The organism is Streptomyces sp. NPDC033216 (genome assembly GCF_055577115.1).
Genome location: NZ_JBVIQK010000001.1, coordinates 255,351 through 272,261 on the forward strand (window position 1 = coordinate 255,351; position 16,911 = coordinate 272,261).

14 protein-coding genes and 1 pseudogene are annotated in these 16,911 nt (G+C 69.1%); 7 read left to right on the forward strand and 8 right to left on the reverse strand.

Features of this window, described 5'->3' with window-relative positions:
* Positions 1-51 precede the first annotated feature (51 nt).
* Positions 52-1,074, reverse strand: a complete 1,023-nt coding sequence (locus ACZ5Y0_RS01155; RefSeq protein WP_469126553.1) for an NADP-dependent oxidoreductase — start codon at positions 1,072-1,074, stop codon at positions 52-54.
* Positions 1,075-1,194: 120 nt separating this feature from the next.
* Here ACZ5Y0_RS01155 and ACZ5Y0_RS01160 point away from each other — a divergent pair, with 120 nt between their 5' ends.
* Positions 1,195-1,632 (forward strand): MarR family winged helix-turn-helix transcriptional regulator, encoded by a 438-nt coding sequence (locus tag ACZ5Y0_RS01160; RefSeq protein WP_469126554.1) that lies wholly within the window; start codon positions 1,195-1,197, stop codon positions 1,630-1,632.
* Positions 1,633-1,737: 105 nt separating this feature from the next.
* Here the strand turns inward: ACZ5Y0_RS01160 and yjfF are convergent, their stop codons facing one another.
* The 7 genes and pseudogenes from yjfF to ACZ5Y0_RS01195 all read right to left on the reverse strand — a co-directional run.
* Entirely contained in the window at positions 1,738-2,760 is a 1,023-nt protein-coding gene (gene yjfF, locus ACZ5Y0_RS01165; RefSeq protein WP_469126555.1) for a galactofuranose ABC transporter, permease protein YjfF, read from the reverse strand.
* Positions 2,760-3,857 carry an ABC transporter permease gene (locus ACZ5Y0_RS01170; RefSeq protein ID WP_469126556.1) on the reverse strand — a complete coding sequence of 366 codons (1,098 nt, stop codon included), beginning with the start codon at positions 3,855-3,857 and terminating at the stop codon, positions 2,760-2,762. Before ACZ5Y0_RS01170 ends, yjfF begins: the two co-directional genes overlap by 1 nt.
* A complete protein-coding gene (locus ACZ5Y0_RS01175) occupies positions 3,854-5,386 on the reverse strand; it encodes a sugar ABC transporter ATP-binding protein (protein ID WP_469126557.1) in 1,533 nt (510 codons plus the stop codon). The genes ACZ5Y0_RS01170 and ACZ5Y0_RS01175 overlap by 4 nt, the downstream gene beginning before the upstream one ends.
* Before the next feature lie 165 nt (positions 5,387-5,551).
* Entirely contained in the window at positions 5,552-6,559 is a 1,008-nt protein-coding gene (locus ACZ5Y0_RS01180) for an ABC transporter substrate-binding protein (protein WP_469126558.1), read from the reverse strand.
* 135 nt (positions 6,560-6,694) lie between these two features.
* Entirely contained in the window at positions 6,695-7,741 is a 1,047-nt protein-coding gene (locus tag ACZ5Y0_RS01185) for a LacI family DNA-binding transcriptional regulator (protein ID WP_469126559.1), read from the reverse strand.
* A gap of 658 nt (positions 7,742-8,399) precedes the next feature.
* Positions 8,400-8,951 carry a hypothetical protein gene (locus ACZ5Y0_RS01190; RefSeq protein ID WP_469126961.1) on the reverse strand — a complete coding sequence of 184 codons (552 nt, stop codon included), beginning with the start codon at positions 8,949-8,951 and terminating at the stop codon, positions 8,400-8,402.
* An 81-nt stretch (positions 8,952-9,032) separates the two neighbouring features.
* Positions 9,033-9,338: pseudogene (locus ACZ5Y0_RS01195) on the reverse strand (SCO2400 family protein); the annotation flags it as partial.
* Positions 9,339-9,590: 252 nt separating this feature from the next.
* Between ACZ5Y0_RS01195 and ACZ5Y0_RS01200 the strand changes: the two are divergent.
* The 6 genes from ACZ5Y0_RS01200 (at position 9,591) to mmsB (ending at position 16,908) form a co-directional block, all read left to right on the forward strand.
* A complete protein-coding gene (locus tag ACZ5Y0_RS01200) occupies positions 9,591-10,748 on the forward strand; it encodes a mandelate racemase/muconate lactonizing enzyme family protein (protein WP_469126560.1) in 1,158 nt (385 codons plus the stop codon).
* A complete protein-coding gene (locus ACZ5Y0_RS01205; protein ID WP_469126561.1) occupies positions 10,745-11,749 on the forward strand; it encodes a zinc-dependent alcohol dehydrogenase in 1,005 nt (334 codons plus the stop codon). Before ACZ5Y0_RS01200 ends, ACZ5Y0_RS01205 begins: the two co-directional genes overlap by 4 nt.
* 111 nt (positions 11,750-11,860) lie before the next feature.
* A complete protein-coding gene (locus tag ACZ5Y0_RS01210; protein ID WP_469126562.1) occupies positions 11,861-12,832 on the forward strand; it encodes a hypothetical protein in 972 nt (323 codons plus the stop codon).
* Between the two features lie 142 nt (positions 12,833-12,974).
* The gene (chvE, locus tag ACZ5Y0_RS01215) at positions 12,975-14,081 is read left to right on the forward strand and encodes a multiple monosaccharide ABC transporter substrate-binding protein (protein ID WP_469126563.1); all 1,107 of its coding nucleotides are present in this window, start codon (positions 12,975-12,977) and stop codon (positions 14,079-14,081) included.
* Positions 14,082-14,113: 32 nt separating this feature from the next.
* The gene (mmsA, locus tag ACZ5Y0_RS01220) at positions 14,114-15,664 is read left to right on the forward strand and encodes a multiple monosaccharide ABC transporter ATP-binding protein (RefSeq protein WP_469126564.1); all 1,551 of its coding nucleotides are present in this window, start codon (positions 14,114-14,116) and stop codon (positions 15,662-15,664) included.
* Positions 15,661-16,908, forward strand: coding sequence for a multiple monosaccharide ABC transporter permease (gene mmsB, locus ACZ5Y0_RS01225; RefSeq protein WP_469126565.1), 1,248 nt, complete (start codon positions 15,661-15,663; stop codon positions 16,906-16,908). Before mmsA ends, mmsB begins: the two co-directional genes overlap by 4 nt.
* Positions 16,909-16,911 lie beyond the last annotated feature (3 nt).

Genomic DNA, 16,911 nt, shown 5'->3' on the forward strand with positions numbered 1-16,911 from the left:
GCCCGCCCTTCCCCGTACCGGTGGGGGAAGGCGCGGGCACACCCGCCGGTGCTACAGCTTCACGATCATCTTGCCCGTGTTGTCGCCTCGGAGTACTCCGAGGAACGCCTCCAGGTTGTTCTCGATGCCCTCGACGATCGTCTCGCGGTACTTCAGGGCGCCCGAGGCGACCCAGGGGCCGACCTCCTGGACGAACTGGGGCTGGAGGTCGTAGTGGTCGCCGACCAGGAAGCCCTCGATGCGGCCGCGGGTCTGGATGAGGCGGGCCAGGTTACGCGGGCCGGGGGCCGGCTCGGTGTTGTTGTAGACCGAGATCATGCCGCAGATCACGATGCGGCCGCCCTCGTTGAGGGAGCCGATCGCGGCCTCGAGGTGGTCGCCGCCGACGTTGTCGAAGTAGACGTCGATGCCGTCCGGGGCGGCCTCGCGGAGCTGCTCGCTCACGGATCCGTTCTTGTAGTTGAACGCCGCGTCGAAGCCGTACTCCTCCACGAGGAGCTTGACCTTCTCGTCGGAGCCGGCCGAGCCGATCACCCGCGAGGCGCCCTTGAGCCTGGCGATCTGGCCGACCTGGCTGCCGACCGCGCCGGCCGCGCCGGAGACGAAGACGACGTCGCCCTCCTTGAGGGCGCCGGTGCGCAGCAGGCCGGCGTAGGCGGTGAGGCCGGTCATGCCGAGGACGCCCAGGTAGGTGGAGAGCGGGGCGGCCTCGGGGTCGACCTTGACGGCCTGCTTGGCGTCGAAGGTGGCGTACTCGCGCCAGCCGCCGAAGTGCAGCACATGGTCGCCCACCGCGATGCCCTCGGCGTGGGAGACGACGACCTCGCCGACCGCGCCGCCCTGCATGGCCTTGCCCAGCTCGAAGGGGGCCGTGTACGACTTCGCGGCGCTCATCCGGCCACGCATGTACGGGTCGACCGAGAGGTACGCGTTGCGGACGAGCACCTCACCGGGGCCGGGCTGCCGGATCTCCGCCTCGGCCAGTTCGAAGTCCTCGGCCTTGGGCCAGCCGACGGGGCGGCTGAGCAGGCGCCATTCGCGGCTGACGGAGGGGAGCGTGGGGGTGTCGGACATGGAGGCCTTCCTTGTGTGCTTGTGCGGCGGCATGCGCGTACGGGCCAAATACTTCAGTACCTGAAACAACCATGCGCCTGGATATTTCATGATGTCAAGTAAGCGGGTACCCTGAGAGGCATGTCCACACCTCAGAAGACCGGTCGGCCCGACGCCCTCACCCTGGAGGTCGTCGAGTTGATCGGCGAGGTCGTATCGCGGTTCCACCAGGACTACGAGGAGGCCGCCGCCGGGCACTCCCTCACCGGTGCGCAGGCCAGGCTGCTCAGCCTCCTCTGCCTGGAGCCGCTGCCGATGCGGAAGCTGGCGGTGAAGCTGAAGTGCGAGCCGTCCAACGTCACGGGCATCGTCGACCGCCTGGAGGCCCGCGGCCTGGTGGAGCGTCGGCCCGACCCGGCCGACCGCCGGGTCAAGCTGGCGGCGGCGACGGACGAGGGGCGCCGGACCGCCCGGGAGCTGCGGGAGTCCCTGCGGTTCGCCCGCGAGCCACTGGCGGGGCTGGACGAAGGGGAACGGACACTGCTGCGGGGAATGCTCCAGCGGATGCTGGCGGCGTAGGACGCGGGAGAAGACGACTGTGCCCGGCCCGCGGCGCACCGGGCCGCCGGCGCAGGGGGCGTCGGCGGCGAACCGGGGCCGCGGACCGGGCAGGCCGGTTCCGGCTCAGGTCTTCCTGCGGGTCGTCATGAAGCGCTGGACCAGGATGAAGGCGCACAGCAGCACCCCGGTGGCGATCTTCGTCCACCAGGAGCTGAGCGTGCCCTCGAACTGGATGATGCTCTTGATCAGGCCCAGCACCAGGACACCGAACAGGGTTCCCAGCACATATCCGGAGCCGCCGGTCAGCAGTGTGCCGCCGATGACGACCGCGGCGATCGCGTCGAGTTCCATGCCGGTCGCGTGCAGCGGGTCACCGGACTGGATGTACAGGGTGAACAGGAGTCCGGCCAGCGCCGAGCAGAACCCGCTCACGGTGTACACGGCGATCTTCGTGCCACCCTGCGGGAGTCCCATCAGCATGGCCGACTGCTCGCTGCCGCCGACGGCGTACACCCGGCGTCCGAAGCGGGTGTAGTGCAGGACGTAGAACGCCACCGCGAGGACGACCAGCGAGATGATCGCGCCGAGCGACAGGAATCCCATCCCCAGCGACACCTGCGTCTCGGCCATGCCGCTCACCGAGGAGTCGCTGATGGAGATCGACTCCTTGCTGATGACCAGGCACAGGCCGCGGAAGAGGAAGAGGCCGGCGAGGGTCACGATGAAGGGCTGGATCTCGAAGGTGTGGATCACATAGCCCATCAGGAAACCGCCGAAGGCTCCCACGAGCAGCGCCATGGGGATCACGACCGGAAGCGGCAGTCCCTGGCGCTCCACCAGCCAGGCCGTGAACATCGTCGTGAAGCCGATCACCGAGCCGACGGACAGGTCGATGCCGCCGGACAGGATGACGAAGGTGACACCGACCGCGGCGACCAGCAGGTAGCCGTTGTCGATGAACAGGTTGAGGAAGACCTGCGGTTCGGTGAAACCGTAGTTCTGGTACCGGCTCAGGCCCACGGCGTACATCAGCACGAAGAGCAGGGCCGTCACCGCGACGGACAGGCGCCGGTCGCCGAGCAGACGCGTGGCCCTGGACGGGGTACGGCTGCCGGAGGCCGTGGGGCTCTGGGTGGTCGCGCTCATCACGACACCTCCATCTTGCGAGCGGCCTCGGTCGCCACGGCGGGGTCCGCCGGGGCCGCGGCCGGCGTGGCGCTTGCCTTGGCGCCGAACCTGCCACCGAAGACCTTGGCGCGGAACTTCGGGGACTGCATCAGGCACACGGCGATGACGACGGCGGCCTTGAAGACCAGGTTGGTCTGGGTGGGCACGCCGATGGTGTAGATCGTGGTGGTCAGCGTCTGGATGACCAGGGCGCCGACCACCGTGCCACCGACGGAGAACCGGCCGCCCAGGAGCGAGGTGCCACCGATCACCACGGCGAGGATCGCGTCGAGTTCGATCCACAGGCCGGCGTTGTTGCCGTCGGCGGCCGAGGTGTTGGAGCTGATCATCAGGCCCGCGATGCCCGCGCACAGCGCGCAGAACATGTAGACCATGATCTTGATGCGCCGGGACCTGATGCCGACCAGGCGGCTGGCCTCGGCGTTGCCGCCGACCGCCTCGACCAGCAGACCCAGAGCCGTGCGGCGGGTCAGCACGGCGGTGACGACCACGACCGCGGCCACCACGAAGATCGAGAACGGCAGCGTCAGCCAGTAGCCGCCGCCGATCAGCTTGTACGGCTCGCTGTTGATGGTGATGATCTGGCCGTCGGTGATCAGCTGGGCGACACCGCGCCCGGCGACCATGATGATCAGGGTGGCGATGATCGGCTGGATGCCCATCCTGGCCACCAGGAAGCCGTTCCACAGGCCGCAGACGACAGCGGCCAGCAGGCCGAGGCCCATCGCGAGCAGCACCCCGGACAGGGCGCTCTGGTCGGACCGGTCGCTGATGTACGAGCAGGCCAGTGCTCCGGTGATGGCGACCACGGCGCCGACGGAGAGGTCGATGCCGCCGGTGGCGATGACCAGGGTCATGCCGACCGCCACCAGGATGAGGGGCGAGCCGAACAGCACGATCGAGACGAGGCTGCCGTAGAGGTGACCGTCCGCCATGCGGATGGAGAAGAAGTCCGGTGTGAAGGGGACGTTGACGAGCAGCAGGAGGACGAGGACCGCTACCGGCCAGAACAGGTGGTGGCGGGTCAGCGCCCGCCATCGGGAAGAGGTGGTCACTGGTGCTCTCCGCTCGCGATGGTCTCCAGGATCCGGCTCGTGGTCATCTCGGGCCCGTTGGCGATCTGCGCCACGAGCCGGCGGTCGCGCAGCACTCCGATCGTGTGACTGAGCCGGAGGACCTCCTCCAGCTCCGCCGCGATGTACAGGACGGACATGCCGTCCTCGGAGAGGGAGACGACGAGCTTCTGGATCTCCGCCTTCGCGCCGATGTCGATGCCACGCGTCGGCTCGTCGAGGATCAGCAGCTTCGGCTGGGTGATCAGCCAGCGGGCCAGCAGCACCTTCTGCTGGTTGCCACCGCTGAGCTGGCCCACCCTGGCCTCGGGGTTGGCCGGGCGGATGTCGAGTGCCTTGATGTACTTGGCGACGAGTTCGTCGCGCTGGGCCACCGGGATGGGCCGGGTCCAGCCGCGCGAGGCCTGCAAGGCCAGGATGATGTTCTCCCGCACGGTGAGATCGGGCACCAGGCCCTCGCTCTTGCGGTTCTCGGAGCAGAACGCGACCCCGGCCCCGATCGCGTCGTTGGGGGCGCTCATCGAGACCTGCCTGCCGTCGATGGTCACCTTCCCGCTGTCCGGCTGGTCGGCGCCGAAGAGCAGCCGCGCGAGTTCGGTCCGGCCCGATCCGAGCAGGCCGGCGAGCCCGATGACCTCGCCCTTCCTGATCTCCAGGTCGAAGGGGGCGATGCCGCCGGTCCGGCCGAGCCCGTCCGCCTGGACCAGGGTCTGGCCCGCGTGGGAGTGCAGTTGGTGGTCGTGGAGCCGGTCGAGCTGGCCCATGGCCTTGCCGAGCATGAGCTGGACGAGCCCGACCTGGTCGAGATCGCGCACCATGTGCTCACCCACGAGGGTGCCGTTGCGCAGCACGGTCATCCGGTCGCAGACCTCGTAGATCTGGTCCAGGAAGTGTGAGACGAACAGGATCGCCACGCCCTCGTCCTTCAACCGCCGCATCAGCGCGAACAGTTGGAGAACCTCGTCCCGGTCGAGGCTGGAGGTCGGCTCGTCGAGGATCAGCACCTTGGTGCCCGGCCCCTCGCCGTCGCCGGTGCCCAGCGACCTGACGATCGCGACCAGTTGCTGCACGGCCAGCGGGTACGAGGACAGCGGGGCGCTGACGTCGATGTCGAGCCCGAGCCGCTCCACCCGTTCCGCCGCCTGCCGGCGCAGCTGCTTCCACTGGATGCGGCCCATGCGGGTCGGTTCGCGCCCGATGAAGATGTTCTCCGCCACCGACAGGTTCGGGCAGAGGTTGACCTCCTGGTAGACCGTGCTGATGCCGGCCTGCTGCGCCTGAAGCGGGCTGGTGATCCGTACGGACCGGCCGTCCAGCGTGATCGTGCCGCCGTCCAGGGGGTAGACCCCCGTGAGCACCTTGATGAGGGTGGACTTGCCCGCCCCGTTCTCTCCCATCAGGGCGTGGATCTCACCGGGGAAGAGCCGGAAGTCGACGTCCGACAGAGCCCGTACCCCCGGAAACTCCTTGACTATGCCCGCCATTTCCAGGACGGGCCGCGGCTCTGCCATAAGTCTCCTAGCGAGGGACCACCGGCTTCGTCCGGTGGGGGGAATTCACTGATCTGGTCTGTGGTGCGTTCGTTCCGCCCCGACAGGGGGCGGTTCGGGGCCGCCCGCAGGGCCGGCCGACCGAGGGTCCGGCCGGCCGGAGGCACCCTGCCCGGGCGCGGTCGGTCAGTACTTGCGGCTCGGGAGGGCGGCCTTGGCCTGGTCCTGCATGAAGTCGCCCTCCTTGGTCTTGATCCAGCGCTCGACCGTCTCGCCGGCCTTGACCTTCTTCACGACGTCCATCAGCTGGGGACCGAGCAGCGGGTTGCACTCGACGATGGCGTTGATCTTGCCCTCGGACATGGCCACGAAGCCGTCCTTCACGCCGTCGATCGAGACGATCAGGATGTCCTTGCCGGGCTTCTTGCCCGCCGCCTCGATGGACTGGATGGCGCCGATCGCCATGTCGTCGTTGTGCGCGAAGAGCACGTTGATGTCCGGGTTGGACTGGAGGAAGGCCGCCATGACCTGCTTGCCGCCGGCGCGGGTGAAGTCACCGGTCTGGCTGACGACGATCTTCCAGTCGTCCTTGTGCTCGGCGTCCATGACCTCCTTGAAGCCCTTGGCGCGCTCGATCGCCGGGGCGGCGCCCGTGGTGCCCTCCAGCTGTGCGATCTTCACCGCGCCCTTGTGGCCGGCCTTCGCCAGGACCTTCTCGAGGATCTTGGCGGCGCGGCGGCCCTCGTCGGTGAAGTCGGAGCCGACCAGCGTGACGTACAGGGAGTCGTCGGAGGTCTCCACGGAGCGGTCGGTGAGGACGACCGGGATCTTCGCGGCCTTGGCCTCCTTGAGGACCGCGTCCCAGCCGGTGACGACCACCGGCGAGAAGGCGATGACGTCCACCTTCTGCGCGATGTAGTTGCGGATCGCGGAGATCTGGTTCTCCTGCTTCTGCTGGGCGTCCGAGAACTTGAGGTGGTAGCCCGCCTCCTTGGCGGCCTCCTTGACCGAGGTGGTGTTGGCGCTGCGCCAGCCGCTCTCCGAGCCGACCTGGGAGAAGCCGAGCGTGATCGTCTTGCTGCCGCCCGCGGAGGAGGAGCCGGTGGAGCTGTCGTCCTCCTTGGCGCAGGCCGCCAGGCCGCCCGCGGCTGCCACGCCGACCGCCGCGGTGAGGAAGTTCCTTCTGCTGAGCATGTTCTTCTCCTTTGAAGAGCCGGTCCGGGGACGGACCTGCTGGTGCTCGACGGGACCGGCCACACTGCGTCCAGCCTGTCGATCATCGTTCGATATTTCGGCCACACCGCTGGGCGGGTGAGTCCGGCCGGTCGGTCAGAGGGGAGTGCGCTCCGATGGGGCGGCGTACGGGAACGTACTGGCGCGCACGACGAGTTGGGGTTCGATGGCGATCCGTGAGGGACCAGCGGGTGGCCGGCCCTCGATCAGATCGAGGAGCAGTGCGATGCCTTGCTTGCCCACCGCCGAGAAGTCCTGCCGGACGGTGGTGAGCGGAGGAGCGAAGAACTCCGCCTCCGGGATGTCGTCGAAGCCGACCACCGCGACGTCCTGGGGAGTTCGGACACCCGCCTCACGCAGGGCCCGCAGCACCCCCAGCGCCATCTGGTCGTTGGCGACGAAGACGGCGGTGAGCCCCCGGCCCACCCAGCCGGCCAGTTCCTGGCCCGCACGGTAGCCCGACAGCGGACTCCAGTCCCCGCGCAGCAGCATGGGCGGCTCGACACCCTCCGCTTCGAGGGTCGACCGCCAGCCGGCGGCCCGGTCGGCCGCCTCCTGCCAGTCCTCGGGCCCGGCGAGGTGCCAGACCGTGCGGTGGCCGGCGGCCAGCAGATGGGCGGTGGCCAGCCGGCCCCCGAGCCGCTGGTCCACGCTGACGCTGGGAATGTCGACTCCCGGCCCGCTGCCCACGACCACCACGGGGAACGGGTGGCGGAGTTCGGCCAGAGCGTCCACCGCCGACCGCTGGGGAGCGATGGCGACCACTCCTTCCACCCCGCCCTCGCTGAGGTGGTCGAGGGCCTCGGACAGCTCCTCCATGGTCAGTTTGCGCAGACTGACCGTCGAGACGAGATAGCCCTCGGCGCGTGCCGCCTCTTCGAGCGCGAACAGGGTACTGGCCGGCCCGTAGAGGGTGGTGTCGGAAGCGACCACACCCAGCGTCCGGGTGCGCCGGGTCACCAGGGCCCGTGCGGAGGAGTTGCGGCGATAACCCATCTCCTCGATCGCCCGCAGCACCCGGGCCCGTGTCTCCTCCCGCACATTGGGGTGATCCCCCAGCACGCGGGAGACGGTCTGGTGGGACACGCCTGCCAGGCGCGCCACGTCGGCCATGGTGGGCGGCCGAAGCTGCGTATGGGTCACGGCCGCACCTCCTTGGCGCTCGTCCGCCGATAAGTCCTGTGGTGTGGGTGGTCGATCCCGCGCCGCCGGCTTCACGCCGGGATTCCGGTGGGTCCGACGGCGGGGGGACGGAAGGCGAGTGGGGACACCAGGGGCACGACGCTCGTAACTCCCGTGTTTCTCGGCGGACACTGAGTGGTGAAGTGGAGGTCATTGTGAGCGCTAACAATTCATGGCGGTCAAGGGGGTTGCGGCGGAAGGTCGTCACGGTTCCATAACGCGCCTGGCGGCCATGACACATACCCCCTGGTCACAGCCCTGACGGCAGACAAAGGCACCCCCGCGCCCGAGCACGGCCCGAGCACGACTCGACGAGGGCCTGCGGTGCGGGAAGAACCCGCACCCGTGCCCGCGCCGGGGATTGTGTGCCCTTTCGCGACACCGACGGCGCCGCCCTGGACGGCCGTCCAGCCGGGGCCGCCGCCCGTTCAGCGGCCCCTCAGGACGGCGACTCGGCGCATCGGGACGCGAGACCGGTCCCGCTCCGCCTGTCCACCGCACGCGGCCCCGCCCGCACCCGGACGCCCGGAACGCCCCCTCCCCGCGGCGACGGCTCCCCAGCCGATCGACCGGGAGGCGGCCCACCGGGCACCGGAGGCGCTTTCGTCCGGCCGGAGCCCTACGAGCACCACCACAGGAAGCGCGTGCACGTCTGCGACGGCGACGGTTCGGGGGACGAGGTCGGGCCGGCGGTCGGAGCGGCGCCCGAGTCCGGGTCGGGATCGGGGTCGGGGTCCGCGCCGGAGCCGGAGTCGGACTCGGGGTCCGAGGGCACGGTCGATCCGGGGGTCGACCCGGCGGAGCCGGAAGGGGTTGCCGACTGCACCCCGTCCGGGGTCTGCGTGGCCTTGTCGTCCTTCGAGGACTCCGACGCCGACGGGGAGGCGGAGGGGCTCGGGGAGGCGGAGGCGCTGTCCCCTCCCGCGGCCGTCCTGTCGTCCAGCGACCGCGCGGACGGGCTGGACTCCGATGCCGACCCGTCGACCTCGGACGACTCTCCCCCGGCCACCGCGGGGTTGCCGGGGGACGGGAACCCCGGTGCGTCCACGCCGAGTTCGGCCAGGCTCAGGCCGCCCGCCGCCAGGGCGAAGCCGACGGTGAGCAGCACCACGTGCTTGCGGCGCCTGCGGTGGACGGAGGCCTTGCGGTCACGACGGCTCGCGTCCGGCACGGCAGTCGCGCCTTCGGGACCCCGTCGGCCGCCCCGGCCCTGCCCGCGGCGGCGCGCGGCGCGGCCTTGGGGTTCGTCGGTCTCGGTTCCGTGATCGTCCTGATCGTCCTGGTCGTCCCGGTCACCTGCACGGCCTGCGTCAGCTGGACCACCTGGATCGGCGCGGTCGTAGGGCGCCTCGTGCGCCGACACGCCCTGCGGGTACTGCTCCGTCGCGTACGGTTCGGCGGCGTACGGTTCGCTCGCCTGCGGCTGCGGCTCCGGCTCGCGCGACTCCGGCTCGTACGGCGTGGACGGATACGCGCGTAGCTGTTCGGCAGGTGCGCCGCACCCCGGGCAGGCGAGGGCGCCGTTGAGGTGTCTTCGGCACGGGTGGCAGTAGTCCATGACGCGGGAAGACTAAGTTCCAGGACGGCCGCGTTCCCAGGCCGACCTGTGAAAGTTGTGTGGTAAACCGCCATACCGGCGCGCCAACATGAGTGACCTGCGCCACACCGCCGACTGTCGGGGTTCCGAAAGGGCGCGAAACTATCAAGTCGTTACCTGTTCGACCCATTGACACCCCGCTCGCGCGATCCTTACTGTCTGCCCAGCATTTCGAACGTGTGACGAAATCTCGAACACCGAAGGGTAACTTCCGTGCGCATCACTGGAATCAGCACGCACGTGGTCGGGACGCCGTGGCGCAACCTGACCTACGTCCTGGTGCACACCGACGAGGGCATCACGGGTGTCGGGGAGACCCGCATGCTGGGCCACACCGACGCGCTGATCGGCTATCTGAAGGAGGCCGAGGTCAACCACATTCTCGGCTCCGACCCGTTCGCTGTCGAGGACCTGGCGCGCCGTATGAAGTACGGCGACTACGGGCGCGCCGGCGAGATCGTGATGTCCGGCATCGCCGTCGTCGAGATGGCCTGCTGGGACATCAAGGGCAAGGCCCTGGGCGTGCCCGTCTGGCAGCTCCTCGGCGGCAAGGTCACCGACAAGGTCAAGGCCTACGCCAACGGCTGGTACACCACCGAGCGGACCCCGGAGGCCTACCACAAGGCCGCCCAGGGGGTCATGGAGCGCGGGTACAAGGCGCTCAAGATCGACCCCTTCGGCACCGGGCACTTCGAGCTGGACCACCAGCAGAGCCTGTACGCCGTCTCCCTCATCGAGGCCGTGCGCGACGCCATCGGGCCGGACGCCGAGCTGATGCTGGAGATGCACGGCCGCTTCTCCCCCGCCACCGCGATCCGGCTCGCGAAGGATCTCGCGCCCTTCAAGCCCGCGTGGCTGGAGGAGCCGTGCCCGCCCGAGAACCTGAAGGCGCTCGAGAAGGTCGCCGCCAAGGTCGACATCCCCGTCGCCACCGGTGAGCGCATCCACGACCGCATCGAGTTCCGCGAACTCTTCGAGAGCCAGGCCGTCGACATCATCCAGCCCGACGTCGGCCACATCGGTGGAATCTGGGAGACGCGCAAGCTGGCCGCGACCGCCGAGACGCACTACATGCTCGTCGCCCCGCACAACGTGGGCGGCCCGGTCCTCACGGCCGCCTCCCTCCAGGTCGGGTTCACCGCCCCCAACTTCAAGATCCTCGAGCACTTCAACGACTTCGCCGACGCGGAGATCAAGAAGGTCGTCAAGGGAGCGCCCGAAGTGATCGACGGGTACTTCCACCTCTCCGACGCCCCCGGGCTCGGCGTCGAGCTGGACGTCGACGCGGCCGCCGAGTTCCCGCAGCAGCAGGCCCGCTTCGACCTGTGGGCCGAGGGCTGGGAGCGGCGCAGGCCGAAGGGCGGCAAGTGAGCACCGCTGTCGTCGTCGAGGGGCCGGGCGAGCACCGGCTCACCTCGCACGAGCCACGGCAGCCGGGCGCCGGCGAGGCCCTGGTCCGCGTGCACGCCGTCGGCATCTGCGGCAGCGACCGCGAGGTCTACCAGGGCAACCGGCCCGAGGGTTACGTCCGTTACCCCCTGACCCCGGGCCACGAGTGGTCCGGGACGGTGGAGGCGGTCGGGGCCGGCGTCCCGGAGTCGCTGGTCGGCCGCAAGGTCGTCGGCGAGGGCTTCCGCAACTGCCAGGTCTGCGACCGCTGCCACGCGGGCGAGACGACGCTGTGCACGGACGGGTACGAGGAGACCGGCTTCACCCAGCCGGGAGCGATGGCCGCCTCCCTCACCCTGCCGGCCCGGCTGTTGCACGCGCTCCCGGACGACGCCGACCTCACCGCCGCCGCCCTGCTGGAGCCCGCCGCCTGTATCGCGGCCGCCGCGATCAAGGCGAACGCCCGGCCCGGCGAACGGGTCGCGGTGGTCGGCACCGGCACACTGGGCATGTTCGCCGTCCAGTTCCTGAAGGCCGGATCCCCGGCCGAACTGCTCGTCGTCGGCACCCGGAGGGACCGGGAGGCCCTGTCGCGGCAGTTCGGGGCCACCGACTTCCGTACCCGCGACGAGGAACTCCCCGGCGACTTCGACGTCGTGATCGAGACCGCCGGGTCCGCGTCCGCCGCGCGCACCTCCGCGGCGCTCCTCAGACGCGGTGGCCGGCTGGTCCTGACGGGCATCCCGGCGCCCGGCGCGGAAGGGCTCGACCCCACCGACCTGGTCGTGCGGCAGCTGGAGGTGCACACCGTCTTCGGTGCGCCGCCGGACGCCTGGGCGCACACGGTGCGGGTCTTCGCGGCCGGGTTGCTGGACCCGTCGCCGCTGGTCACGCACGAGCTGCCGCTCGCCGAGTTCTCGCAGGCCATCGATCTGGTGGGTTCCGGCGATCCGAAGGTGGGCAAGGTCCTGCTCCGCCCCTAGACGTACGCCGGTACGGAGGCGATCTGACGGCCCCCGTACCGGCGTACACCCAAGCCCCCCACGCCTTGAGCCGCGAACCTCGTCCGATACACCGAACACGAAGGACAGCTTGTGACGACCGACGCCTCCGCCACGGCCCCCCGTCGACCCGGTGAGCAGGCGCTCACCACGCTCGGCCTGGGCGCGCCCGCGCTCGATCCCGCCGACGCCTCCGACCACACTTTCCCCGGCGGCGGCCGCTGGCGCACCGAGGTCCCTTCGTGCGAGGGCCCCGAAGCGCTGGCCGTCATCCTCAAGGAGGCCTCACGCCTCGACGTGCCGATCCACCGGATCAGCCAGGGCAGCGGGGTGTGGATGCTGACCGACGCCGAGATCACGGAGATGGTCGAGGCCACCGGCGAGCGTGACATCGAGCTGTGCCTGTTCACCGGGCCTCGCGGCACCTGGGACATCGGCGGCTCCACCCGGACCGACTCGCGCGGCGGGGGGCTCCGGGCCCGCGGGCACGACGCCGTCGCCGGATGCGTCGAGGACGCCGTCCGGGCCACGGAGCTGGGCGTCAAGTGCCTCCTCATCGCCGACGAGGGTGTGCTGTGGACGCTGCACCGGGCCCGTGAGGCCGGCATCATCCCGGCCGACACCACGCTGAAGGTGTCTGCGCTCATCGGCCCCGTCAACCCGGCGGCGTACGCGGTGTACGAGCGGCTCGGGGCCGACTCGCTCAACGTGCCCAGCGATCTGACGCTGGATCACCTGACCGAGATCCGCCGGGTCTCCGGCGCCCCCATGGACATGTACATCGAGGCCCCCGACGACCTCGGCGGCTACATCCGGATGTACGAGGTCGCCGAGCTGATCCGGCGCGGCGCACCGCTGTACCTGAAGTTCGGTCTGGCCAAGGCCCCGGGCATCTACCCGTACGGCCACCACCTGCGGGACCTGGCGCTCTCCACCGCCCGGGAGCGGGTGCGGCGCGGGCGGCTCGCCCTCGACCTGCTCGCGCGTCACGGAGCGGACGGCGACATGGCCCCGCTCGGCTCGCGCCTGCCGGGCGAACTGAAGCGATTCGACATCCGGTCATAACGTTCCGGAAACCCCGCTTCACAGAAGCCGACACAGGCGCGCAGAATCCCACACACCGCTTCTCGGTCTTTCCGGCCTCGTTCCCGGAGCGTCCTCCGCAGCGCGAGACCGATCCCCTGCACACACATCAAGGATGATGATCATGCCCAACCGCAGAGCCGCCCTCGCCGCCATAGCCGGAGCCGCCTCCCTCGCCCTGACCCTGACCGCCTGCGGGCAGTCCGGGGAGGGCGGCAGCAAGGCGGCCTCGGACGACGCCAAGGGCGGGACCGTCGGCATCGCGATGCCGACCAAGTCCTCCGAGCGCTGGATCACCGACGGCGCGAACGTCGAGAAGGACCTCAAGGCCAAGGGCTACAAGACCAAGCTGGTCTTCGGCGAGGACGACCCCGACCAGCAGGTCTCCCAGATCGAGAACCTGATCACCCAGGGTGTCAAGGCGCTGATCATCGCGGCCATCGACAACAAGTCGCTGAACAACGTCCTCCAGCAGGCCGCCGACGCCAAGATCCCGGTCATCTCCTACGACCGCCTGATCCTCGGCACGAAGAACGTCGACTACTACGCGTCCTTCGACAACGAGAAGGTCGGCAAGCTCCAGGCGAGCTACATCGTCGACAAGCTGGGTCTGGCGAGCGGCAAGGGCCCGTTCAACATCGAGCTGTTCGCCGGCTCCAACGACGACAACAACACCAAGTACTTCTTCAACGGTGCGATGAGCGTGCTCCAGCCGTACATCGACAGCAAGAAGCTGGTGGTCAAGTCCGGCCAGACCAAGATCACCCAGGTCACCACCCTGCGCTGGGACGGCGCCACCGCCCAGAAGCGCATGGAGGACATCCTCACCTCGTCGTACTCCAGCGGCCGGGTCGACGCGGTGCTCTCGCCCTACGACGGCATCTCCATCGGCATCCTCGCCGCGCTGAAGTCGGACGGCTACGGCAGCGCCGGCAAGCCGCTGCCGGTCATCACCGGCCAGGACGCCGAGCTGGCCTCGGTGAAGTCGATCATCGCCGGCCAGCAGTCGCAGACCGTCTACAAGGACCTGCGCAAGCTCGCCCAGGTCGCCACGGACATGGTCGACGCCTCCCTCAACGGCAAGAAGCCCGAGATCAACGACACCAAGTCGTACGACAACGGCACCAAGGTCGTCCCCGCCTACCTGCTCCAGCCGGTGAGCGTCGACAAGGCGAACTACGAGAAGGTGCTCGTCCAGGGCGGCTACTACACGGCGGACCAGCTCAAGTAAGCGTCGAACCTTACGGATTGGAAGGCACGACCATGGCGGGACCCGTCCTGGAAATGCGCTCGATCGTCAAGACCTTTCCCGGCGTCAAAGCGCTGTCGGACGTCACACTGACCGTCCGTCAGGGCGAGGTCCATGCCATCTGCGGGGAGAACGGCGCCGGCAAGTCCACCTTGATGAAGGTGCTCTCCGGCGTCCATCCGCACGGCACCTACGAAGGGGAGATCCTCTTCGAGGGAGAGGTCTGCTCCTTCAGGGACATCCGGGCGAGCGAGCAGCGCGGCATCGTGATCATCCACCAGGAGCTGGCGCTGTCGCCGTACCTCTCACTGGCGGAGAACATCTTCCTCGGCAACGAGCACGCCAAGGGCGGGTTCATCGACTGGCGGGAGACCCTGCGGCACGCCACCGAGCTGCTGCGCCGAGTCGGTCTCGACGACCACCCGGAGACCCGCGTCGCCGACATCGGCGTGGGCAAGCAACAGCTCGTGGAGATCGCCAAGGCGCTCTCCAAGAAGGTGAAGCTGCTGATCCTGGACGAGCCGACGGCGGCGCTGAACGACGAGGACAGCGGCAAACTCCTGGATCTCATACTGGAGTTGAAGAAGCAGGGCATCACCTCGATCATCATCTCCCACAAGCTCAACGAGATCCGCAAGGTCGCCGACTCGGTGACGATCCTGCGCGACGGCCGCTCCATCGAGACGCTCGACGTCAAGGCCGCTGAGACGACCGAGGACCGGATCATCAGCGGCATGGTCGGCCGGGACCTCGACCACCGCTTCCCCGAGCGCACCCTGATCGAGACGGACAAGGCCGCGGCCCCGGCTCTGGAGATCCGCGACTGGACCGTGCACCACCCGATCGACCAGCAGCGCAAGGTCGTCGACGACGTGTCGATCCACGTGCGCCGCGGGGAGATCGTCGGCATCGCCGGCCTCATGGGCGCGGGCCGCACCGAGCTGGCCATGAGCGTCTTCGGCCGCACCTACGGTCGGCACGCGGGCGGCACGGTCCTCAAGGACGGCAAGGAGATCCGCACCAAGACGGTCGCCGAGGCCATCGACCACGGGATCGCCTACGTCACCGAGGACCGCAAGCACTACGGCCTCAACCTCATCGACACGATCAACCGCAACATCTCGCTGACCGCCCTGCACAAGGTCGCCAAGCGGGGCGTGGTCGACGAGCACGAGGAGCGGCAGGTCTCCGAGGGCTTCCGCAAGTCCATGAACATCAAGGCGCCCACCGTCTTCGAGCCGGTGGGCAAGTTGTCCGGCGGCAATCAGCAGAAGGTCGTCCTCAGCAAGTGGATCTTCACCGGTCCCGACGTGCTGATCCTGGACGAACCGACACGCGGCATCGACGTCGGCGCCAAGTTCGAGATCTACACGGTCATCGACCAGTTGGCCGCCCAGGGCAAGGCGGTCGTCTTCATCTCCTCCGAGCTGCCCGAACTGCTCGGCATGTGCGACCGCATCTACACGATGGCCGCCGGGCGGCTCACGGGCGAGTTCCCGCGGGCCGAGGCCACGCAGGAAGTGCTGATGCGTCAGATGACGAAGGACAAAGAGGTAACGCGATGAGCACGGACGTGACGGACAAGAGCCCGGCGGCCGCGCCGCCCGGGAAGAGCGGGGGCTCTGCCACCGGCGGCGGGCTGCTGCAACTGATGCTGGACGGCCTGCGGCGCAACATGCGTCAGTACGGCATGCTGATCGCGCTCGGCCTGCTCGTGGTCCTGTTCCAGGTGTGGACCGGCGGCGACCTGCTGCTGCCCCGCAACGTCTCCAACCTGGTCCTTCAGAACAGCTACATCCTGATCCTCGCGATCGGCATGATGCTGGTGATCATCGCGGGCCACATCGACCTGTCGGTCGGTTCGCTCACCGCGTTCGTGGGCGCCTTCGCGGCCGTCCTGACGGTGGAACACCACGTGGCGTGGCCCGTCGCGCTGGTGCTGTGCCTGGTCGTGGGCGCCGTCGCCGGCTCGGTGCAGGGCTTCCTGATCGCCTATCTCGGCATACCCTCCTTCATCGTCACCCTCGCCGGCATGCTGCTCTTCCGCGGTCTGACGGAGATCTTCCTGGAGGGCCAGACCCTCGGCCCGTTCCCCGACGGCCTTCAGAAGATGGGCAACGGCTTCCTGCCGGAGGTCGGTCCGAACACCAACTACCACAACCTCACGCTGCTGCTGGGCTTCGCGCTGCTGGCGTTCGTGATTCTCCAGGAGGTCCGGGACCGGGGGCGTCAGCAGGAGTTCGCGCTCGACGTGGTGCCCAGGAACCTGTTCCTGCTCAAGCTCGTCGCCATCGCCGCCGCGATCCTCACCGTCACCATGCTGCTCGCCAGCTACAAGGGTGCGCCGATCATCCTGCTCATCCTCGGCGTGCTGGTGGTCGGTTACGGCTACATCATGCGCAACGCCGTCTTCGGCCGTCACATCTACGCCATCGGCGGCAACCTGCCGGCGGCGAAGCTGTCCGGCGTCAAGGACAAGAAGGTCACCTTCCTCGTCTTCCTGAACATGGGCGTGCTCGCGGCCCTGGCGGGTCTGGTGGTCGCCGCCCGTCTGAACGCGGCCTCGCCCAAGGCCGGTCTCAGCTTCGAACTCGAGGCGATCGCCTCGTCGTTCATCGGCGGCGCGTCCATGAGCGGCGGAGTCGGCACCGTCCTCGGCGCCATCATCGGCGGTCTCGTCCTCGGTGTGCTGAACAACGGCATGAACCTCCTCAGCGTCGGCACCGACTGGCAGCAGGTCATCAAGGGCCTCGCCCTGCTGATCGCGGTCGGGTTCGACGTCTGGAACAAGCGCAAGTCCGGTTCCTGAGCC